This is a genomic window from Cohnella hongkongensis, assembly GCF_042654645.1.
Lineage (GTDB): Bacteria > Bacillota > Bacilli > Paenibacillales > Paenibacillaceae > Cohnella > Cohnella hongkongensis.
Map to the genome: position 1 here is coordinate 1 of NZ_JBHSEP010000016.1, position 20,687 is coordinate 20,687.

Genomic DNA, 20,687 nt, shown 5'->3' on the forward strand with positions numbered 1-20,687 from the left:
TTAAGCCGTTTCCTCCTCCAAAATTGCCAGTAAAATTTGGATTTTCTTTATTTTCGACAATACCCTCGCAACCTTACTCACACATGGCTTTAACGATTCATTTTTGATTCAGGTGCGTGGAGCCTGAAGCCGCCCCCGTTGCGCGGAGGTCATCGCTTAATCGGAGGCCGAAAGAAAATAACCTGCCGCAATCGGCAGGTTCAATAGTTGTTTATATTGAAAAAGGGGGTCGTCTATAGAATAGACGATAAATTTTAAGCTCGCGTGTACAACAGATTACAGTTTGATTACAAAAAAGTAAGCGCTGCCTTGCAGCGGACTTCGGACGTTAGTCTCTCTAGCCTGTCGATCCGAGTTCACCCAACATTGTCGGGTTAGGTGAACATGAGCGACTGCCGTTCCACTCCACGGATCGGGTCTCGTCAAGGCACTTTTTTGGCCTCCGCTCCACGGCTCGAGTCTCGTCAAGGAACTTTGTTGGCCTTCGCTCCACGACTCGAGTCTCATCAAGGAACTTTGTTGGCCTTCGCTCCACGGATCGGGTCTCGTCAAGGCACTTTTTGACCTCCGCTCCACGGCTCGGGTCTCGTCAAGCACTTTGTTGGCCTCCGCTCCACGGATCGGGTCTCGTCAAGGCACTTTTTTGGCCTCCGCTCCACGGCTCGGGTCTCGTCAAGGCACTTTTTTGGCCTCCGCTCCACGGCTCGGGTCTCGTCAAGGCACTTTTTTGGCCTCCGCTCCACGGATCGGGTCTCATCAAGGCACTATTTTGGCCTTCGCTCCACGGATCGAGTCTCGTCAAAGCACTTTGTTGGCCTCCGCTCCACGGCTCGGGTTCACTCCACTAAAGCACAATCTATTGCCTGGGCCATGGAGCGACAAGCTTTAACCCGACAGCATCAGCTTACCCCCTGCCGCCGGACGGATGCCGGCGGCCGTTCCCGGCGCCTGCGGCCGGTCTCGCGCCCAGCTCGCCTCCGAACTCCTCGCTCTGCGCCGCCAGAGCCATCGCCTCCCTGCGCTCGGGCATCAGCCCTTCCCGCATCAGCCATTGCGTCGTCTGCTCCTTGCGCGATTGCCTCATGTCGTTCCCCGCCTTTAACAGAAGGTTTGACATGTAGTATGGCCCAATCGCCGCCTGGACAAACGGTCAGCGGCTTTCCAGAATGAGCGTCACCGGGCCGTCGTTCACGAGCGATACATCCATCATCGCCCCAAACCGCCCCGTCTCGACGCGCAAGCCCCGCGCCCCCAGCAGCTCGTTGAATTTGTCGTACAGCGCTTCGGCCTGCTCGGGCCGGGCTGCGCCCATGAAGTTCGGCCTTCTGCCCTTGCGGCAGTCGCCGTACAGCGTGAACTGAGATACGGAGAGCACCTCGCCGCCCACGTCCTCGACCGACAGGTTCATTTTCCCGGCCTCGTCCTCGAAAATTCTCAGTCCGGCCAGCTTGTCCGCCATCCAGGCCAAATCCTGCTCCGTGTCCTCCTGCCCGACTCCGACAAGCAGCAGCAGCCCTTTTCCTATGGCGCCAACGGCCTCCCCCTGAACGGTGACCTTGGCTTCGGATACCCGCTGCAGCACGACCTTCATTCCGGTTTCCTCCATCTCTTGCCTCGGGTCTCTATTGCATCATCCGCTGTACGGAAAAAATGTCCTTCACCCGTTTGATCTTGTCCACGACCGACTGCAGATGCTCCTTGTTGCGAATCAGAATCGTCATATGCATAATCGCCAATTTATTTTTGTCCGATCGGCCGGACACGGCGGCGATATTCGTCTTGCTCTCGGATACGGCCTGAAGCACCTCGTTCAGCAACCCCCGACGGTCGTGTCCGAGTATCTCGATCTCCACGCTGTAGTTGGCGTCGACCGAATCTTCCCATTCGACCTCGATGACCCGAGCCGTCTCCTCCCCGTCCTCGCCCGTCGGGATGTTCGGACAGTCGGTCCGGTGAACCGATACGCCCCGTCCTCTCGTAATATAGCCGATAATGTCGTCTCCCGGCACCGGATTGCAGCAGCGCGCGAACCGAACGAGCAGATTGTCCACGCCTTTGACGCTGACGCCGTGGGAGCCCCGTTTTTTCTCCGTGGCCGAGGAAGCCGCCTTCATCTCCTTGACTTCCGCCGTGAGCTGAATTTGCTGGGCCTCCTCCGCTTCCTTGCGCAGCTTCTCGGTCAGCTTCGTGCAGATCTGCGCCGCCGTAATGCCGCCGAAGCCAATCGCGGACAGCATATCCTCGACGTCGTTAAACGTAAACTTCTTCGCCGCATCCAGCAGCTTCTCGTCCGATGTCCATTCGTGCGGCTCCAGGCCGAGCCGCTTCAGCTCGCGGTCGAGCAGCTCCCGCCCTTTTTCGACGCTTTCCTCGCGTTTCTCCTTCTTGAACCACTGGCGGATTTTGCTTCTCGTATGGGACGATTGCGCGATTTTGAGCCAGTCCTGGCTCGGTCCGTAGGAATGCTTGGAGGTCAGAATCTCGACGATGTCTCCGGTTCTCAGCTTATGATCCAGCGGGACGATTCGGCCGTTAACCTTGGCTCCGATCGTCCGGTTGCCTACCTCGGTATGGACCCGGTACGCGAAGTCCAGCGGCACGGAGCCGGCCGGCAGCTCGAACACTTCGCCCTTCGGCGTAAACACGAACACGAGATCGGTGAAAAAGTCCATTTTCAGCGATTCCATGAACTCCGCCGCATCCCGCGTGTCCTGCTGCAGCTCGATAATCTCGCGGAAGAAGTTCATTTTTTCCCCGAAGCTGCCCGGAACGACGCCCGCCGCATTCCCGTCCTTGTACGCCCAGTGAGCGGCGATCCCGAATTCGCTTGTGCGGTGCATCTCCCAAGTGCGAATTTGCACCTCCGTCGGCTCGCCCGTCGAGCCTACAATCGTCGTGTGCAGCGACTGATACATGTTCGCCTTCGGCATGGCGATATAGTCTTTGAACCGGCCGGGCATCGGCTTCCACAGCGTATGAATGATTCCGAGCGTGGCATAGCAATCTTTCACGTTGTCGACGAGAATCCGAATCGCCAGCAAATCGTAGATTTCATTAAACTGCTTGTTGCGCGAGATCATTTTCTTATAGACGCTGTAAATATGCTTCGGACGCCCCGAAATATCGCCCTGAATGCCCATCTCTTCCAGCTTCTCGCGAATTTTGTCGATGAGCTCCGAAATATACTGCTCCCGCTCCGTACGCTTCATTTTCATCAGATGGGCGATGCGGTAATATTGCTGCGGGTTGAGAAAGCGAAGCGCGATATCCTCCATCTCCCACTTGATGGCGCTGATCCCCAGCCGGTGGGCGATCGGGCAAAAAATGTCCAGCGTCTCCTGCGCGATGCGCCGCTGGCTCTCCTCCGATTGAAACTTGAGCGTTCTCATATTGTGAAGGCGGTCGGCCAGCTTGATCAAAATGACGCGAATATCGTTGGCCATCGCTACGAACATTTTGCGGTAATTTTCGTTCTGCTGCTCCTCCTTGGACCGGAACTGAATTCGCTCCAGCTTGGTCAAGCCGTCGACCAGTCCGGCCAGCGTCTCCCCGAACCGTTCGCGCAAGTCGTCCAGCGTCACCTTCGTATCCTCGACGACGTCGTGAAGCAAAGCCGCCATCACCGTAATGACGTCCATCTGCATCCCCATGCAGATTTCGGCGACGGCCACCGGATGCAGAATATAAGGCTCGCCGGATTTGCGAACTTGACCGCGGTGCGCTTCCTCGGCAAATTCGTACGCATCCCGGATTTTTTGCAGATCTTGCTCTTTCATATAAGTAGATGCTTTCTCGAGAAGCAGCTCCATGCCCATGCCGAATTCCTTTCCGCCGGCGCCTTACGCCGATGTTTTCCCCAGAAGTATTGCTATCATTATGCCTCTTCGCGACAGGAAACGTCAACCTTGGCCGAGAGACTTAAGTCCCAGATTCGCTCGCCCGAATCGGCGGCGCCAAGCGCCAAAAAGGCACTCCCGACCGGCCAAGCCGCCGAGGAGTGCCTTCGTGTCCGCATAAAAAGCGGATTAATACGTCACGAGCGCAGCGACGTCCAGCCCGTTCAGCTTGTCGCGGCCGTTCAGATAGCTCAGCTCGATCAGAAACGCCGCCCCTACGATCTCGCCGCCGAGCCGGTTGATCAGCTCGATCGACGTAGAGATCGTGCCGCCCGTAGCCAACAGGTCATCGGCGATCAGCACCTTCTGGCCCGGCTTAATCGCGTCGCTGTGAATGGCGAGACGGTCTTTGCCGTACTCCAGATCGTAAGCGGCCTCCACCGTCTCTCCGGGAAGCTTGCCGCTCTTGCGGATCGGCACGAAGCCAATGCCGAGCGCGAGCGCGAGCGGAGCGCCGATGACGAAGCCGCGCGCCTCTGGACCCGCGATCAGGTCGATTTGCTTGTCTTTTACGAGCTCTCTAAGCGCGTCGATGGCGGCGCGATACGCCTGACCGTCCTTCAGCAGCGTCGTAATATCCTTAAACCGGATGCCCGGCTGCGGAAAATCGGGAATGACGCGGATGTAATCTTTGAAATTCACGGATATCAGGCTCCTTTATCGGCATGAAACGTATTCGTTCGAGTTCACGAGTAGCATTATACACTTTTTGGTCGGCCTTTGGCTAGCGGGAAGCTCTCTGCGCCGATTCCCCTTCTTCCCCCGTCACCCGGCGGCGGAATGACAGGCAACCATCCAGCTCCGCAGCTCCTCCGCCGTCATTTCCTGCAGACTCCGCACGGCCGCTTGCTCCTTCGCCTTGCGGTAGCGCGCCGATTCCCCCAGCTCCTTGCGCGGGGGGTTGGCGACGACTTTGCGCGACACCCCGTCGGCGGCGATAAAGCCCAGCTCGATAAACACCTCGTGCATCATGCGGACGGTCGCGAGCGGCCAAGACGTCGCCAGCGCCGTCTCCCGCAGGAAGCCGTCCGGGCTGTCCAGCCAGCTGCCCTTCTTGAGGCACAGCTTATACACCTCCGCAAAATGCGCCCGTTCGGGAAAGAGACGTCCCCGGCCGTTCGCAGTCTCCGGCGCCGCCGGCTGGCTGCCGTCCGGCAGCACCGTCACCTTCTCCAGCCCCCGCTCCGGCAGCAGCAAGCGCTTAAGCGTGCCGATCTCGGGCTCGCCCCCGGGCAGCCCCAGCAGAACGAGATGGCGGAAGCCGGACGCCGGCAGCCCCTCGTTCCCGTCTTCGGCCGCCGCGGCGGCCTCCGTATCGCCCGGCGTCTCGTACAAGCCGAACGGCACCCCCGCCTCCCCGAAGCGGGCGACGGCTTCACGGAAGACGGCCTTGGAGGCGCACACGACGGCGAGTGCTTCGGCCTCCGCGCCGATCAGACGCTCCAGAGCCGTCCACAGATTGCGCTCCCCGCGCCGATCGTTCACGAGCAGATGGTCCGACCGGTAGTCCTGCACGACCATCTGCGTCTTCCGGTTTCCGTTCCACTCGTTAACGGTCAGCTCGCCCAGCAGATCGACGCTCATGCCCCCAACCAGCTTCTCCCGTTCCGGTCCCATGCCGAAACCCACCGCTTCGAGAGTGCGGCCCGCCTGCTCGACCGTTAATCTTAAATGCTTGTCTTCCTTGCCCATCGTCCGGCATTCCTTGATAACGACGTCCTGCAGGACGACGCGCGGCGTCGGATTCCCGCTGCCGAACGGCTCCAGCGCCGCCAGCTGCTCGACGGCTCGCAGCGTGACGTCCTCCAGCGAGACGCACAGGTCGACGCGGCGCTTCGGCTGCCAATCCTCGTCCGTCAGCCATAACCCGGCAAGCCGGTCGAGGCGGTCGCCCAGCTCCGCCGCGCGGTCCGCGCGCAAGGTCATCCCCGCCGCCGCCGGATGCCCGCCGTAATGCTCGAGCAGGTCGGCGCATTCCACAAGCGCGGCGTACAGGTCGAATCCGTCGATAGAGCGCGCCGAGCCTTTGCACAGCCCCGACTCCTCATCAACGGCAAGAACGACGGCCGGACGGTAGTGGCGTTCGACGAGCCTGGACGCGACCAAACCCGCGATGCCGGCGTTCCAGCCCGCCTTCGCGAGAACGATCGCCCGTCTCGGCCGATCCCCGTCCGCCTTCCGCTGCGCAAGCCACATCTCCTCCGCTTCCGCTGCCGTCCGCTCGACAAGCTGCTGCCGCTCCGCGTTTAACCGATCCAGCTCCTGCGCGCTAGTCTCCGCCTCGGCTTCGTCGGACGCCGCCAGAAGCCGGACCGCGATGTCGGCATGCTCCAGTCTGCCTCCGGCGTTCAGCCTCGGAGCCAGGGAGAAGCCGACCCGGCCGGCGGAGATCTCCTCGACCGGAATGCCTGCGACCCGGGCCAGCGCCCGAATGCCCTGCGGCGGCGCTTCCCGCAGCCGGGCCAGCCCGAGCCGGGCGATGATCCGATTCTCGCCCGTGAGCGGCATCAGATCCGCGATCGTTCCGATCGCCGCCAAGTCGGCGTATTCGAGCACCGGACGTCCGAGCATCGCATGCGCCAGCTTGAACACGACGCCTGCGCCGCACAGCCCCTTAAACGGATAAGGACAATCCTTCTGCTTCGGGTTGACGAGCGCAATCGCGGCGGCCGGAAGCTGCTCGGGCGGTTCGTGGTGGTCGGTGACAACGACGTCGATGCCAAGGCTTGCGGCATAGGCGATCTGTTCGACCGCGCTGATGCCGTTATCCACCGTGATCAGCAGTCGAACTCCCGCAGCGGCGGCCAGGTCGAGCGCGGCGTTATTCAGCCCGTAGCCTTCGCGGCTTCTATGAGGTATGTACGTGTCGAAGCTGGCGCCAAGCTCGGTCAGCAGCCGGATCATCAGCGCGGTCGACGTGACGCCGTCGGCGTCGTAGTCGCCGTAGACGCGAATTCGCTCCCCGTCCCGCACCGCGCGCCGGATGCGGTCCGCCGCCTCCGCCATTCCCTTCATTCCGAACGGATCCAGCAGCCCTTCAGCCGACGGAGCCAGAAAGGCGCGGACTTCTGCGAGCGATTCCGGCCCCCTTGAGGCGAGCACGCCCGCCGCGAGCGGACCGACGCCCAGCTCGGCGATCAGCTCCTTCTCCCGATCCGCCGAGCGTTCCGGCAGATCCCACCTGTATTTCGATTTGATCATGGCGACTGTGTTCCTCCGGTTCGGCCCTTATGACGAGAACGATCCGCCGCCTAACCGGCGGCGGATCTCGAAGGGCGTATTATTGCAGTATTATTGCAGCACTGAGGGCATCTGTTCCTCTTGATGATTCGATTTGTACGGATAACCCGGATCGTAGGGCTGAACTTTGACGTTCACGTCCATCACGTGCAGAAACCGCTTGGTCAGCATGCGTCGAACCCGATTCGCCACATCCTGGCCCTCGAAGACGCTAATACGGGGATTGACGCGAATCGCGACGTCCAGCACGATGTAATGTCCGCGCTCCCTCGCCTTTACCTCGTCCACGGCGACGACGCCGTCGACTCTCTGCACCGCTTCGAGCATCGTCTGGGTGCCGGAATCGTCGATCGAACAGCGGGCCGAGGCGCGGACGACGCCCGCGGTCAGCCGATAGCCCATCCGAATGACGAAAACCGAGATGACGAGTCCCGCGGCCGGATCGAGCACGTACAGGAACGGCATGTTGTACCAGGAGCCGAGGACGGCGCCCCCTGTCCCGACAAGCGCGGTAAGCGAAGCGAAAATATCGGAGCGGTTGTCTCCGGCCCGGTCGCCGCGTATGCCGCAGCGGCTGTCGCAGCGGCGCTTGTAGCGGACGATGGCCTCCCTGGCGCCGATGCCGACCGCGATGACGACGACGGCCCCGACTCCGGGAGCCTCTTCGGGGCCGCTGGCGACCGCCCGGATCGAGGAGACGCCCATCTCCAGCCCGGCGACAAGCAGCATGGCCGACAGGACGATCGCCGCAATCGATTCCGGGTTCGGGGACGAGACGGTCGGATTGGGCTCGAGCCTCGCCTTGCGCAGCCCCAAATAAGTGGTGAACGTGCCGGCGCAATCGGCCGCGGAATGGCAGGCGTCGGCCAGCAGCGCCTTGCTTCCCGTCAACCAGCCGACCGAGCCCTTCACGATAAAGAGGCCGAGCAGCCCCCATACGGAAACGAGGGTGCCTTTTTCCGCAGAAAGAGAACGTTGAACCGCAGCCACAAGAGCTCCCCCTTTTCTGATGTCTACGGCGTGCTTTGCGGTTTGACGGCGACCTTCTTCAACGGTTGCTTCTTCTTAAAGTAGAGCCAGACCTGGCTGGCGATGAAGATCGAAGAGTATGCGCCGCTCGCCAGACCGATAATGATGGCCAGAGAGAACAGCTTGATCGACTGCCCGCCGAAGATGAACAGGCAGACGGCCGCGATCAGCACCGTAATAACCGTATTGATCGAACGCGCCAGCGTTTGCCAGATGCTGTCGTTAACCAGCTTGTCCAGATCCGCATGGCTTTTGATCTTCGCGAAACGAAGATTTTCCCGAATTCGGTCGAAGATGACGACCGTATCGTTGATCGAGTAGCCGATGATGGTCAGCACGGCCAGAATGAACGGCAGATTAACCTCCAAACGGAAAATCGAAAAGACGCAGATGACGAATAGGGCATCGTAAACCGTCGATACGATCGCGCCGATCGAGAAGCGCCATTCAAAACGGATGACGATGTAAAGCATAATGCCGAGGCTCGCGACAGCCATCCCGATCAGAGCGTTTCTCTCCTGCTCCTTCGCGATATCCACGTCGACGATATTGATCTCGAACGAGGCCTCCTGATCCAGTTGGGCCAGGAAGTTCTCTTTGAACTGCTTCTCCTGATCTTCGTTAAGCGCCGTCTTAAAGCGGATCGATTCCCGGTTTTCCCCGGATGCCAGCGTATAGCTCCCCAAATTCTGATCGTCCAGGAACGTTTTGACCTGCGCATCCTCCAGCTTCTTGCTCGTCGAGACGTCCACGGACGTGCCGGAGCTGAAATCGATTCCGTAATTCAGACCGAACACGCCTAGCGCGACCAATCCGATCAGCATAACGGCGGCGGAGGAGATCATAAAAATGCGGCTGGATTTGACAAAGTCGAATTTTCGTTCAGAGCGCACTTATTTCACTCTCCTTCACATTGTAATACTTCGGTTTTGTGAAATAAGAGCTCTTCACGAGCAGATTAAGCAGATAGCGAGGCAGGAAGACGTTCGTCAAAATGTTGACGGCAATGCTCCACAGGAATACGACCGCGAAGCTTTTTACGATGCCATGCCCCATAAACAAAAGCACGAAGCCGGCGATAGCCGACGTCAGATGCGCGTCGATAATCGTCCGGAAGCTGTTCTTGGCTCCGGCGCGAAGAGAAGAGGCGATCGACTTGCCGCTGCGCAGCTCCTCCATAATTCGTTCGGCCGTAATGATGTTGGCGTCTACGGCGATCCCGACTCCGAGCACGAACGCCGCGATCCCGGGGAGCGTCAACGTCGCGTTCATGAGATAGAGAACGCCGAGCAGCACCCAGACGAACACGACCAGACAGAGACTTCCGACGAAGCCCGGAAGCCGGTAGACGACCACCATAAATACGAGAATCAGCACCGAAGCCAGAATGCCGGCGAACAGCGTGTCCTCCAGCGCCTTCTGACCGAGCGTCGCCCCGACGCTCTGGGTATATTTCTCGGTCAGCTTAAGCGGCAGCGCGCCCAGGTTGATAATATCGGCCAGCTCCTGCGCCTCCTGACGGGAGTCTTGCCCGGTAATGACGGCCGTTCCGTCGGTCAGCGGCTGCCGCACTTCAGGGTCCGACTGAAGCACATCGTCCAGGAAAATCGCCAATTTCTGGTTTACGAGCCTAGTCGACACGTCGGCCAGCTTCTGCTTCTCCTTCACCTCGATCCGGACCATGTAGCTGTTAAGCTCGCCCAGCTCGACCTTGGCGGCGCCTTCCTTGAAGTCGGAGCCGTACAGCTCCACCTTGCAGAAGGAGCCGTCCGCGCAGCCGTCCGCGCTGCGGAACTGCAGTTCCGCCGGACGCTTCATCAGATCGCGAATTTTCTGGATCGCTTCGTCCCTTTCTTTGGCCGTTTCGCCGGTTGAGACGGCGATCTTCAGACGAATGCGGTTTTTGCCTTCGGTCGTGACTTCCGGCTCGGCTACGCCGCTTCTGTTCGCCCGTTCCTCGAGGCTGAGCGCCGTCCGGGTCAGCGATTCCTTCGTGACCGTGCCGCCTTCCGTGAGCGGATGGGCCTCATACAGAATTTCGACCCCGCCTTTCAGGTCAAGCCCAAGCTTCGTACCGTTCAGCAGCCCCGGAGTGAAAATTCCCATCACTGCAAAGCCGACGAGAACGACAAGCACGAAAGCGACTATACGTTTCATCTCTGTTTGCGGTCCCCTTTCCATTCTCAATGTTCCTATTATACCTACGCGATCAAAAAGAAGTCAAAAACGAGGGACGATCCGGTCCGGGCATCGCGAGAATGCCGGCAGAATCGTCCCTTCCGTTATTTGCGAAATTCGCCTCTATACATATTAAGCGTAATGAAGTTCATGAATTGGGTGACCTTTAAGGATAGAATGTCGTTAACGATCTCGTAAAGCGGCGGAACCCCTTTCTTGTGGTACTTGTCGCTGACGCATTCCCACACGTCTTCCCCGGTCACCTGCTCGTAGCCGATTAGACGAAACTCCTCCGCCTTGCTCCGGCAAAGCTGCACGATCGTCTCGTTCAGCTCTTCCTCGCTTAAGACCGATTCGGACTCCGGCTTGTCCGGTTCGACGGCCGACATCGTATTGTCCCGCTCTTCCACAGCGATTCCCTCCTGCCTCGTGTCCATCCACGTTGTTCTCCTTATTGTCCTCTATATTCTTTCTTCGTTCAACCTCCGTTTTCCTGCCGGAGGCATGAAGACGGACAACCCTTGCATACATATGGACTAACCCATGCAAGGGAAGAGGGATTTCATTGAGCTTGCGCAAACAGTCCTTTATCCAGGGCGCCATGATCCTGCTGGCGGCCGGGCTGCTCAATCGGCTGCTCGGCTTCGTCCCCCGCATCGCGCTGCCGAGAATGGTCGGCGCGGAGGGGGTCGGATTGATCCAGCTCGTCTTTCCGTTTACGATCGTGCTGCTGACGCTGATCTCGGGCGGCATCCCCCTGGCGGTAGCCAAGCTCGTCGCGGAAGCGGACTCGAAGGGCGACTCGGCCGGCGTACGGCGAATTCTGAACATCGCCATCACGATATCTGTGTCGATCAGTCTGGTCGCCGCGGCGGTCTGCCTGGCGCTCTCGGACTTCATCTCGACTCAAATAATGACCGATCCCCGCGTGCGAACCGCCTTTCTGGCGATGATTCCCATCCTTCCGCTCGTCGCGGTTTCTTCCGTCTGGCGCGGCTACTTCCAAGGCAAGCAGAACATGGTCCCCACCGCGATCTCCCAGACGACGGAGACGATTTTTCGCATCGTCTTCACGCTGCTGCTCGCCGGCCTGCTCCTTCCGTACGGGCTGGAGGCAGCGGCGGCGGGCGGCGTGATGGGCATGGCGGTCGGGGAGTTCGCGGGCTTGCTCGTGCTGTGGCGGCAGTTCGTTCTGGAGCGCAGAAAGGAGTCCGAGCCTCAGCAGCCGCCTCCTTCGCATGCCCCGGCCAAGAGCTATGCCCGCGACCTGCTGAGTACGGCCATTCCGGTAACCGGAAGCAAAATGATCGGCTCCCTCTCCTACTTGCTGGAGTCGATACTGACCGTGCGGAGCCTGACAATCGCGGGGATCGCCGCCGCCGGAGCGACCGCTCAATACGGCGCGCTGCAGGGCATGGTCATTCCGCTGCTGCTGCTGCCGGGGGCGCTGACGTATTCGCTGGCCGTTTCCCTGGTCCCCTCCTTGTCCGAAGCCGCCTCGCGCGGCGATTGGCCGGCGATTCGAGCGCGGCTTCATCAATCGATGAAGCTGGCCGTCATTACCGGAGCGCCGTTCGTCGTTCTGCTTGCGCTGCTGGCCGCCCCGGTCTGTAAGCTGCTCTACGGAGACGACTCGATGGCGCCCATGCTGAGATGGATGGCGCCGCTGGCGATTTTCCTGTACATGCAGTCTCCGCTCCAGGCCGCACTGCAGGCGCTCAACCGTCCGGGAACCGCTCTGTTTAACACCTTTGCCGGAGCGGCCGTCAAGCTGGTGCTGATCGCGCGGCTCGCAACCGACCCGGATCTTGGCATCGCCGGCGTCGTCGCCGCGATCGGCGTCAATATGACGCTGGTCACTCTGCTTCATTGGATTAGCGTATCGCGGCTGACCGGATTTCGGATGCGCCCGTTCGACTTTCTGAAAGTAACCGCCGCCATGATGATCATGAGCGCGGCGACGCTGCGCATATGGGAGTTCGACTGGTTCGGCCCTCACGCCGCGAACCTGGCCGCCGCCGCCGCTTCCGGCATCGCCGTCTATTTGCTGCTGCTCTTTCCTCTCCGGTTGATCGACCGCGAGGACATCGCGCGGCTGCCGTTCTTCGGGCGGTTTCTGTCCCCCCGAAATCCGTCCTGATCGCTTATTCCTTTTTGTCTACGTATAGCTTGCCCTTATGGTCGATGCTGCAGAAAAACACCTGTTTAAAGCTGTCCACGCCGTGCGGCTGCAGCTCGCTCTTTAACCAAAACCGGGTTTTGCCCAGCTTGTTCAAGTTGTCGTCCTGGACTTGTCCGTCCATGATAAGCGGCAGCGGAAGCAGCTCGTAACGGATTTTCGGTCCCGCTTCCGACTTCGCGTCCGCCGCCGCTCCGGAAACGCCCGACTGACGATCGTCCGCACTCTCCGAGCTGTCGATTCCTCTTTGTTCCCTCATAATAACGGAAAGCTTTCCTGTTGACTCCAGCACGGCCATCTTGACCTCGGCAATATCGGACACCTGATTTTCCCGCAGCTGCAGCATCAGGTCGTCCATGTTGTATCTCTGGCGGAACATCTCCCTGCGATTCAGATGGCCGTCTTGAATCAGGACGCTCGGTTTGCCGTCGATCAGCAGCCGGATCGTCCGATTTTTGAGCGACAGGAAGGCGATCCCCAGCTGGATCACCACCAGCAGGACGATCGGCGCGACGGCGGTCAGCAGCGTCTTCTCCGTCGATTCGATGACGATAACGGCGATCTCGGCGATCATAATCGAGATGACCAGGTCAAACACCGACAGCTTGCCGATTTCGCGCTTGCCCATCATCCTCATGATCAGGAAAATGAAGAAATACATGAAGATCGTCCGAAGCAAGATCGTGGCCATTTCCATGCGTACCCCGCCTTTCATCCCTGTCAGGCCCACTGCTGCGAAGCGGTGCCAGATGAGGTCGTTCGGACCTTTAGTGTCACCGCCTCGGAAACGCCTCATTCCGGTCTAGCCTGCGGAAAATATGGAAACGCCGGACGTCCCGTCCCGAAAATCCGGATGGGCCTGTACTAGGATCCGCCGGCCCGCCATAAGCTGATACTAAACTTATTCTCGTTAGGAGTGATCGGCCTTGAATTCGTTATCTCGCCTATTCGGGCTGCGCAGCGCTTCCCCCGTTGCTTCCGGACTGTACTGGTCCGGCATTTGGCTGGCGATCGGAGCGCTCGTCCTGTCCGTCCTGCTGACCGGCTCATCCTTGACCGAATCGAGCATGCAGCCCTGGGTGTTCGGCGTTCACGGCTTCGCGACGCTGGCGGGCGGATTCGTGTCCGCCAAGAGATCCGGTCGAAGAGGCTGGTATTTCGGAATGGCCAACGGTCTGCTTTACGCCCTGCTGCTGCTCGCGATCAGCTTCCTGGCTACCGATGCCGGCTGGTCGGCGGCGGTTCCGACATTCCTTCTGGTCGCCTGTCTGTCCGGAGCGGTAGGCGGCATGCTCGGCGTGAATGCAAGCGCTGGCACGAAATCCCGATGAGGGGTGAAAGCACCGCCGATGTGATATAATAGGTTGGTTGGTGTTTCTCATCGAGCTTTCGGAGGACGTGTCATGATTTTATTTCACAATATGTCTACAGTGGCCTACGCCACCGCGTTCGCGGTCGTTGTTCTTATCTGGTTCGGAGCGGGCCGGCAGCCGCTGGCCGTCGGGTGGACGTTCGTCAAAGCGTTAATTCAATCCCGCCAGTATTTGCTCTTCTTCCTCGCGGTCCTGGCCATTTTGCTTCTGAACAAATACGAGCTCCATCTGGAGAACTGGATCAACATCTCGTACGACTTGACCTCGGCGCTGACAGGCTGGGAAGGCGCTTGGCAGGCCGGACTGCAGAGCCGGCTGCAATCGGATCTTCTCGTCGGCGTCTGCGCGGTCTTCTACCTCGTTCTGTTCCAGGCGACGATGATCGCATCGGTCGGCATCTATACGTACAAGCGAAATATGAAGCTCTATTACGCCACCTGCATCGCGATTCTGCTCAATTACTTGATCGCCGTTCCCTTTTACCTGTTCGTACCGGTCAACGAAGCGTGGTACGCGAACCCGCAAATCCAATTTTTGATGCTTCACGCGTTTCCGGCCTTCGAGCAGCACTATCGGTCGCTGTCCGGCTTGAACAATTGCCTGCCGAGCCTCCATACTTCCTTGTCCGTCACGCTTGCCCTGATCGCGAGCCGCTCCGGAATTCGCCGCTGGTCGACTTTCGCCTGGGTGAACGCCGTCGTCATCGTGTTCTCGATATTCTATCTCGGCATCCACTGGTTTACCGATATGGCCGCAGGCGTCGCGCTGGCCGTATTCAGCGTGTACGTCGGATTGAAGGTCGGCGCGTGGGCCGAGATCAGATTCGCTTCGGATCCGGCCTGGCAGACCCGGGAGCCGCTTGAACCGTCGCACTCCGTCGAGTCCTGAGCCCGCCGTCCCGTCCGCGCCCGGAGCTCCCGCAAGCGGCAGCAAGCCATGAAAAAAGCCTTCCCGTTCCGGAGCTTCCTCCGATTCGGTAAGGCTTCTTTCATTCTGCGCCGGCGACCGTCAGGATTTCTCCAACGACGGGGACTCGCTCTTCGCTGTCACGTTATTCACGGACGAACGGTCGAATGTCAGCTTGGTCACATCGTTCACCTTGAGCACGACCGTATCGTCGGTAATCTCCGCGATCGTTCCGTGCAGCCCGCCGACCGTCACCACTTTATCGCCCTTCTTCAGAGCGTTGAGCATCGCTCCGCGCTGCTTCTGCTTCTTCTGCTGCGGACGGATCAACAGGAAATAAAAGATGGCGAACATCAGAACAAAGGGCGCCAGCGTCATCCAGATGCTTCCGCCGGCGGCTGCCGTTTCTGCCAACCACATTTCGTTTTCCCCCCTCTCTTAAAAACCGCTTTCGTTGTGAGCCATGCCATATTTCTCGAAAAATTCGTCGCGGAACGTCCCCAGCCTGTCTTCCCGAATCGCCTCGCGAACCTGAACCATCAACTGAACCAAAAAGTGAAGATTATGTATGGTCGTCAGGCGGAGTCCAAACATCTCGTCCGCTTTAATCAGGTGCCGGATGTAGGCTCGGGAGTAATGCCGGCATGCGTAGCAGGAGCATTCCGGATCGAGCGGACTAAAATCGTTCGTGTACTTGGCGTTGCGGACGACCATTCGGCCCTGGCTTGTCATCAGCGTTCCGTTGCGGGCGATTCGCGTCGGCAGAACGCAGTCGAACATGTCCACCCCGCGAATGCTGCCTTCGAGAAGGGCATCCGGAGAACCGACCCCCATTAAGTACCGCGGCTTGTTGCCGGGAAGAAAAGGGACGGTCTCTTCCAACATTTCGTACATGAGCGGCTTAGGCTCGCCCACGCTTAGTCCACCAATAGCATACCCCGGAAAATCAAGGGAAGTCAAATCCTTGGCGCTCTTTTTGCGCAAGTCTGCGTGCATGCCCCCCTGCACGATACCGAATAGCGCCTGGTCCTGCGGCCGTTCGTGCGCCTTGAGACACCGCTCGGCCCAGCGGCTCGTCCGCTCGGTCGATTGCTTGACGTATTCGTACTCGGCCGGGTAGGGCGGGCACTCGTCGAACGCCATCACAATGTCGGCGCCGAGCGCATTTTGCACGCGCGTCGCGCTCTCCGGGGTCAGGCTCAGCTTGTCGCCGTTCAGATGGGAGCGGAACTCCACGCCTTCTTCGGTAATCTTCCGCATCTCGCTCAGGGAGAACACCTGGAAGCCGCCGCTGTCCGTCAAGATCGGCCGGTCCCAGTTCATGAACCGGTGAAGGCCTCCCGCCTCCTTCACCAGCTCATGGCCGGGACGGAGGAACAGATGGTAGGTGTTGCTGAGGATGATCTGGGCGCCAAGCGTCTTCAGCTCCTCGGGGCTTACCCCTTTGACGGAAGCGAGCGTGCCGACCGGCATGAACGTCGGCGTGTCGATGACGCCGTGGGGCGTGTGCAGCCTGCCGAGTCTGGCCCCGGTCTGGGCGCACGTTTTGATCAATTCGTATTGGACAGCCATGGTGGATAAATTCCTTTCAAGAAGCAAAATAGAGTCGGCTGATTCGAGTTGATTGCGGTCAACTTCGGCCCCTGGCCGTTCAGTCGCCGGCAATCAACATGGCGTCTCCGAAGCTGAAAAAACGGTATTCGCGCTCGATCGCCTCCCGATAGGCGCCGAGGATGTTGTCCCGGCCGGCCAGCGCGCTGACCAGCATGACGAGAGTGGAGCGCGGCAGGTGGAAGTTCGTCAGCAGCGCGTCGACCAGCTTAAATTCGTACCCCGGATAAATGAAAATGTCCGTCCATCCGCTGCACGCTTCTACAGGCCGATCCCCGAAGCGCTGTCCGAGCGTCTCCAGCGTCCGGGCCGAAGTCGTACCGACGGCGACGATCCGGCCGCCTCCGGCTCGGGCGTCGTTCAGCTGCCGGGCGCTCTCCTCGCTAACCGAATACCACTCGGCGTGCATCTCATGCTCCTCGACCGTTTCCGCCGACACCGGACGAAACGTCCCAAGCCCGACGTGAAGCGTGATCGGACAGAGCTTCACCCCGTCGGCTTGCAGCCGTTCGAGGAACGCCTTCGTAAAATGCAGTCCGGCCGTCGGCGCAGCCGCCGAGCCTTCGTGGCGCGAATATACGGTCTGATAGCGCTCGCGGTCGTTCAGCGTTTCTTTGATATAAGGCGGCAGCGGCATATGACCGAGCCGATCCAGCAGCTCGTTAAAGATTCCCTCATATTCGAAGCGAACGATTCTTGCGCCAAGCTCTCCCTCTTCCTCCACGATTGCGGTAATTAGCGGCCGCTCGGCAGGGCCGAATACGATCCTCGCTCCTCGGTGCAGCTTCTTGCCCGGACGAACGAGCGCTTCCCAACGGTCGCCTTCGATCCGCTTGAGCAGCAGCAGCTCCGCCTTGGCGCCCGTCTCCGCCTTGACGCCGAACAGACGCGCGGGAATCACCCTCGTGTCGTTAAGCACGAGCGTGTCTCCCGGCCGCAAATATTCCGCCAAATCGGTGAACACGCGATGCTCGACGGCTCCCGTCGATCGATGCAGCACGAGCAGGCGCGACGAGGTTCTGTCCGGCAGCGGCGTTTGGGCGATCAAGGACTCGGGCAGATCAAAATCGTAATCGCTAACGTTCATCGTTTGGCATCCTTTTCGATTGTCGCATTCTGGTAGTAGTATTTCAGAATATATTGGTAGTCATACCCTTGCTCGGCGAGTCCGCGCGCGCCCCATTGGGACATGCCTACGCCGTGTCCGTAGCCGTTCCCGGAGATCACGAAGCCGGGCGAAGTCGTCGCGGCCCGCAAGCCGCCGTCTCCATCCATGACATACACGTTAGAAGCGGTCAGGCTGCGCGCCTTGCCGTCCGCTCCGGCCACCTGCAGCGTTCCGCCCTGACCCGGCACTTCCCTCGTACGGCCGCCGCCTCCGACGATCGTGAAGCGGCCAGTCTCCTCGATGGAGATCAGCGTGCTCTTGATGCCGCCGAGCGCGCCGCGCAGATTGTCTCCCACGCCGACATCGACAGCCACCCCATTCGCCTTCACCTCCGTCGCTCTCCCGGACGGACCGCGCTTGGACACCTCCAGCGTGCGGAGCGGGCCTGCGATCGGCGTTTTGGCCCTCTTGTTCAGCGCTTCCAGCAGCCGGTCGGGCGTCATCGGCGCCTCGATCCAGCTGAAGTCGTTATATTCGGGAACCTGCTTCAGCTCCACGACGAGCTCTCCCGTATTCAGACGCGTCAAAGGCTCCACCGTGCTGACGATCTGCGGCCTCGAGCGAACGGCGACTCCGTCTTCGCTGACCCGCCATATTTTTGCGCCGCTAACGTGCTTCCGGCCGCTGTCGACCAGCAGATCCGACCGGATGTATCCGTTCATCCCGTTGGAGAGGGCGACATGATACCACATCATCTTGCCCTGCTCCGGCCCTTCGTCGGGACTCGGCGCGGCCGCAGAGAAGTACGAGTTGTCCCCGCCCCAGATTTCGATCCGGTTATCGGCGGTCTTTCCTCCCGCGTTGGCAGAGAACACCGCGTTAATCGGCTTGCCCCCGTACGTCAGCACCTCCCCGGCCGTCGCGTCGACCCCGGCGGTGGAATTCGCGTTCTCCGATCCGATGCCGTAGTAAGCTTGGCTCAGCGTCGTATCCACGACGTTGGCGATCTGGTAGCCCGTGCCCGCGAAGAGCGCGTACGTTCGGGCGGCGACCGCCTGCGCTTTCTGCGCTTCCAGCGGCCAGCTCTGACCGACCTCGACTCCGACGACGGAGTACAAATACTGCTCGAAGGGAACTTCGTTGACAACGGCCAAAGACTGATTCAGGACGCTCACTTCCAGATGGCCCCGGTAAGTCCTCTTGCTGCGCTCCGCCAGCAGGATGCCGTCGGCGCCTGCAGGCTCGGCCCGGATGACCGAAGACGCCCCGGCAGCAAGCGCGTACCACGTCGCCGCCCCGTCCGCCTGCGTCACATTCTGGCGCATCGTCGCATACGGCTCTCCCGCTTCGGGAATGCGCAGATTGGCTCCCCCGGCGGCTGCGGCCGCCTGCCGGAGCGAGGCGAGCTTGGAAGCGTCCTGCTCCTGACCGACCCGCACGACGAATTGCAAAGCGTTGCCGCGCGGCTTCAGCGCGACGAACGCTTCCAGCCCCGCATCGCCCAGCCGGTCGGCGGCCGCCTGCGCTTCCGCCAAGCTCGGATAGGCTCCCGTCTCAACTGCCCACGGCCCCACGACTCTCGCCTTCGACAGCGCGGGACCCGACGCGGCGCCGGCGCTCGTCCACTTGGCGAGCGCGGCGCTCGCTCCGGCTGCGCTGGAGTAAGCGCCCTCCGTCACCTGATAGACGGTCTGGCCGGACTTGCCGAGCTGCGTAATCGCCCCTGCACTGGAGGAGGCTTGGATGATCTTCAGAGAGGCGACGGCGGCATTGTAGTCCGCCGTCTCGAGAACGAGCGCGCGATAAGCGTCCATCGCGAATATCGCCGCCTGTCCCGCCGGAACGGAACCGATTGGCGCGTTCGTCTGGCCGTCGCTCCAGATCAGGCGCATGCCCCCTTCCGAGGACAGCGTGGCCGTCGGCGTGATCGCCTGATACTTGCCGGCGCCGAGATTCAGGAAAAGCGCCACGCGGATCGTCTCCGGAACGACGACCGCCGCACGCGCGACGATCGGGGAAGAGCTCAGCGCCAGAGCGGCCGAGAGCAGGACGAGCAGCAGCAGCCGGACAGGCTTTGTCTTCGTAGAAGCGCTTGCCATCATAGAATACCTCCGTCATGTTGTAGTCGTGGAACGGTCATCAGTTGTCGGACTCGGGCAAGGGCAGACCCAGATGCCGATAGGCGGCCGACGTTGCGACTCTGCCCCTCGGCGTCCGCTGCAAAAATCCGATCTGCATCAAATACGGCTCGTACACGTCCTCGATCGTCTGGCTTTCTTCACCGATAGACGCCGCCAGCGTATCCAGTCCGACCGGTCGGCCGCCGAAGCTGACGATCATCGCGCGCAGCATCTTATGGTCGATGCTGTCCAGCCCCATCGGGTCGACCTGAATGCGTTCCAGGGCGTCCTGCGCGACCTCCTCCGTAATGATGCCGTCGCCCCTCACCTGGGCGTGGTCGCGAACGCGCTTCAGCAGCCGGTTGGCGATTCTAGGCGTGCCTCGAGACCGTCTGGCGATTTCCCGAGAAGCTTCGCCGATGATGCCGACGCCGAAAATTTCCGCCGTTCGCGTCACGATAAACGAGAGCTCGTCCTCGCCGTAATATTCCAGCCGGCTGACGACTCCGAAGCGGTCTCTGAGCGGCGCGGACAGCAGACCCGCCCTTGTCGTCGCCCCGATCAGCGTGAACCTCGGCAGATCGAGCCGGACCGAGCGCGCGCTCGGTCCCTTGCCGATAATGAAGTCGAGCGCGAAGTCCTCCATCGCCGGGTACAGCACCTCCTCCACCGTCCGGTGCAGGCGGTGAATTTCGTCGATGAACAGGACGTCGTTCTCCTGCAAATTCGTCAGAATCGCCGCGAGGTCGCCCGGCCGCTCGATCGCCGGTCCGCTCGTCGTGCGAATGTGAACGCCCAGCTCGTTGGCGATAATGTTGGACAGCGTCGTCTTGCCCAGCCCCGGGGGCCCGTACAGCAGCACGTGATCGAGCGGCTCCCGCCGCATTTTGGCCGCTTCTATGTAAATCTTCAGATTGTCCTTCACCTGCGATTGGCCGATATATTCCGCCAAGTAGCGAGGGCGCAAGCTGTATTCCACCGCCTGGTCTTCCATCATCAGATTCGCGGTGACGATACGCTCCTCTTCCATCGTTCCGGCCTCCTCTC

General features: G+C 60.4%; 18 protein-coding genes. 3 read left to right on the forward strand and 15 right to left on the reverse strand.

Annotation, left to right across the window (positions count from 1 at the left end; all coding sequences use genetic code 11):
* Window positions 1-904: 904 nt before the first annotated feature.
* The 9 genes from ACFO3S_RS19120 to ACFO3S_RS19160 form a co-directional block, all read right to left on the reverse strand.
* Entirely contained in the window at window positions 905-1,084 is a 180-nt protein-coding gene (locus ACFO3S_RS19120) for a hypothetical protein (protein WP_378099382.1), read from the reverse strand.
* Window positions 1,085-1,150: 66 nt separating this feature from the next.
* The gene (gene dtd / locus ACFO3S_RS19125) at window positions 1,151-1,591 is read right to left on the reverse strand and encodes a D-aminoacyl-tRNA deacylase (protein WP_378099384.1); all 441 of its coding nucleotides are present in this window, start codon (window positions 1,589-1,591) and stop codon (window positions 1,151-1,153) included.
* 31 nt (window positions 1,592-1,622) lie between these two features.
* Window positions 1,623-3,815, reverse strand: coding sequence for a RelA/SpoT family protein (locus tag ACFO3S_RS19130; protein WP_378099386.1), 2,193 nt, complete (start codon window positions 3,813-3,815; stop codon window positions 1,623-1,625).
* Window positions 3,816-4,025: 210 nt separating this feature from the next.
* Window positions 4,026-4,538, reverse strand: coding sequence for an adenine phosphoribosyltransferase (locus tag ACFO3S_RS19135; protein ID WP_378099388.1), 513 nt, complete (start codon window positions 4,536-4,538; stop codon window positions 4,026-4,028).
* A 123-nt stretch (window positions 4,539-4,661) separates the two neighbouring features.
* Entirely contained in the window at window positions 4,662-7,097 is a 2,436-nt protein-coding gene (recJ, locus tag ACFO3S_RS19140) for a single-stranded-DNA-specific exonuclease RecJ (RefSeq protein WP_378099390.1), read from the reverse strand.
* A 90-nt stretch (window positions 7,098-7,187) separates the two neighbouring features.
* Window positions 7,188-8,126 carry a cation diffusion facilitator family transporter gene (locus ACFO3S_RS19145; RefSeq protein WP_378099392.1) on the reverse strand — a complete coding sequence of 313 codons (939 nt, stop codon included), beginning with the start codon at window positions 8,124-8,126 and terminating at the stop codon, window positions 7,188-7,190.
* A 23-nt stretch (window positions 8,127-8,149) separates the two neighbouring features.
* On the reverse strand, window positions 8,150-9,058 hold the full coding sequence (secF, locus tag ACFO3S_RS19150) for a protein translocase subunit SecF (RefSeq protein ID WP_378099394.1): 909 nt from the start codon (window positions 9,056-9,058) through the stop codon (window positions 8,150-8,152).
* Entirely contained in the window at window positions 9,048-10,322 is a 1,275-nt protein-coding gene (secD, locus tag ACFO3S_RS19155; RefSeq protein ID WP_378099396.1) for a protein translocase subunit SecD, read from the reverse strand. The genes secF and secD overlap by 11 nt, the downstream gene beginning before the upstream one ends.
* 125 nt (window positions 10,323-10,447) lie before the next feature.
* Window positions 10,448-10,780: a post-transcriptional regulator gene (locus tag ACFO3S_RS19160; RefSeq protein ID WP_378099398.1), complete on the reverse strand. Its 333-nt coding sequence runs from the start codon at window positions 10,778-10,780 to the stop codon at window positions 10,448-10,450.
* 128 nt (window positions 10,781-10,908) lie between these two features.
* Here ACFO3S_RS19160 and spoVB point away from each other — a divergent pair, with 128 nt between their 5' ends.
* On the forward strand, window positions 10,909-12,483 hold the full coding sequence (gene spoVB / locus ACFO3S_RS19165; RefSeq protein ID WP_378099400.1) for a stage V sporulation protein B: 1,575 nt from the start codon (window positions 10,909-10,911) through the stop codon (window positions 12,481-12,483).
* Window positions 12,484-12,487: 4 nt separating this feature from the next.
* On the opposite strand, the gene ACFO3S_RS19170 is transcribed toward spoVB, so the two are convergent.
* Window positions 12,488-13,219, reverse strand: coding sequence for a YetF domain-containing protein (locus ACFO3S_RS19170; protein ID WP_378099402.1), 732 nt, complete (start codon window positions 13,217-13,219; stop codon window positions 12,488-12,490).
* A gap of 229 nt (window positions 13,220-13,448) precedes the next feature.
* Between ACFO3S_RS19170 and ACFO3S_RS19175 the strand changes: the two genes are divergently transcribed.
* Window positions 13,449-13,853 (forward strand): TIGR04086 family membrane protein, encoded by a 405-nt coding sequence (locus tag ACFO3S_RS19175; RefSeq protein ID WP_378099404.1) that lies wholly within the window; start codon window positions 13,449-13,451, stop codon window positions 13,851-13,853.
* A 72-nt stretch (window positions 13,854-13,925) separates the two neighbouring features.
* Window positions 13,926-14,783, forward strand: a complete 858-nt coding sequence (locus ACFO3S_RS19180; RefSeq protein WP_378099406.1) for a phosphatase PAP2 family protein — start codon at window positions 13,926-13,928, stop codon at window positions 14,781-14,783.
* A 120-nt stretch (window positions 14,784-14,903) separates the two neighbouring features.
* Here ACFO3S_RS19180 and yajC read toward each other — a convergent pair whose 3' ends face one another.
* The 5 genes from yajC to ruvB form a co-directional block, all read right to left on the reverse strand.
* Entirely contained in the window at window positions 14,904-15,221 is a 318-nt protein-coding gene (gene yajC / locus ACFO3S_RS19185) for a preprotein translocase subunit YajC (RefSeq protein WP_378099408.1), read from the reverse strand.
* 18 nt (window positions 15,222-15,239) lie between these two features.
* A complete protein-coding gene (gene tgt / locus ACFO3S_RS19190) occupies window positions 15,240-16,373 on the reverse strand; it encodes a tRNA guanosine(34) transglycosylase Tgt (protein WP_378099409.1) in 1,134 nt (377 codons plus the stop codon).
* Between the two features lie 79 nt (window positions 16,374-16,452).
* On the reverse strand, window positions 16,453-17,499 hold the full coding sequence (queA, locus tag ACFO3S_RS19195) for a tRNA preQ1(34) S-adenosylmethionine ribosyltransferase-isomerase QueA (protein WP_378099411.1): 1,047 nt from the start codon (window positions 17,497-17,499) through the stop codon (window positions 16,453-16,455).
* The gene (locus tag ACFO3S_RS19200; RefSeq protein WP_378099413.1) at window positions 17,496-19,619 is read right to left on the reverse strand and encodes a SpoIID/LytB domain-containing protein; all 2,124 of its coding nucleotides are present in this window, start codon (window positions 19,617-19,619) and stop codon (window positions 17,496-17,498) included. Before ACFO3S_RS19200 ends, queA begins: the two co-directional genes overlap by 4 nt.
* 40 nt (window positions 19,620-19,659) lie before the next feature.
* Entirely contained in the window at window positions 19,660-20,670 is a 1,011-nt protein-coding gene (gene ruvB, locus ACFO3S_RS19205) for a Holliday junction branch migration DNA helicase RuvB (protein ID WP_378099415.1), read from the reverse strand.
* Window positions 20,671-20,687 lie beyond the last annotated feature (17 nt).

Coding starts and splice junctions, on each gene's coding strand:
- ACFO3S_RS19120 (WP_378099382.1), bottom strand. CDS start 1,084: ATGAGGCAATCGCGCAAGGAGCAGACGACGCAATGGCTGATGCGGGAA.
- dtd (WP_378099384.1), bottom strand. CDS start 1,591: ATGAAGGTCGTGCTGCAGCGGGTATCCGAAGCCAAGGTCACCGTTCAG.
- ACFO3S_RS19130 (WP_378099386.1), bottom strand. CDS start 3,815: ATGGGCATGGAGCTGCTTCTCGAGAAAGCATCTACTTATATGAAAGAG.
- recJ (WP_378099390.1), bottom strand. CDS start 7,097: ATGATCAAATCGAAATACAGGTGGGATCTGCCGGAACGCTCGGCGGAT.
- secD (WP_378099396.1), bottom strand. CDS start 10,322: ATGAAACGTATAGTCGCTTTCGTGCTTGTCGTTCTCGTCGGCTTTGCA.
- ACFO3S_RS19160 (WP_378099398.1), bottom strand. CDS start 10,780: ATGGACACGAGGCAGGAGGGAATCGCTGTGGAAGAGCGGGACAATACG.
- ACFO3S_RS19170 (WP_378099402.1), bottom strand. CDS start 13,219: ATGGAAATGGCCACGATCTTGCTTCGGACGATCTTCATGTATTTCTTC.
- ACFO3S_RS19180 (WP_378099406.1), top strand. CDS start 13,926: ATGATTTTATTTCACAATATGTCTACAGTGGCCTACGCCACCGCGTTC.
- yajC (WP_378099408.1), bottom strand. CDS start 15,221: ATGTGGTTGGCAGAAACGGCAGCCGCCGGCGGAAGCATCTGGATGACG.
- tgt (WP_378099409.1), bottom strand. CDS start 16,373: ATGGCTGTCCAATACGAATTGATCAAAACGTGCGCCCAGACCGGGGCC.
- queA (WP_378099411.1), bottom strand. CDS start 17,499: ATGAACGTTAGCGATTACGATTTTGATCTGCCCGAGTCCTTGATCGCC.
- ACFO3S_RS19200 (WP_378099413.1), bottom strand. CDS start 19,619: ATGGCAAGCGCTTCTACGAAGACAAAGCCTGTCCGGCTGCTGCTGCTC.
- ruvB (WP_378099415.1), bottom strand. CDS start 20,670: ATGGAAGAGGAGCGTATCGTCACCGCGAATCTGATGATGGAAGACCAG.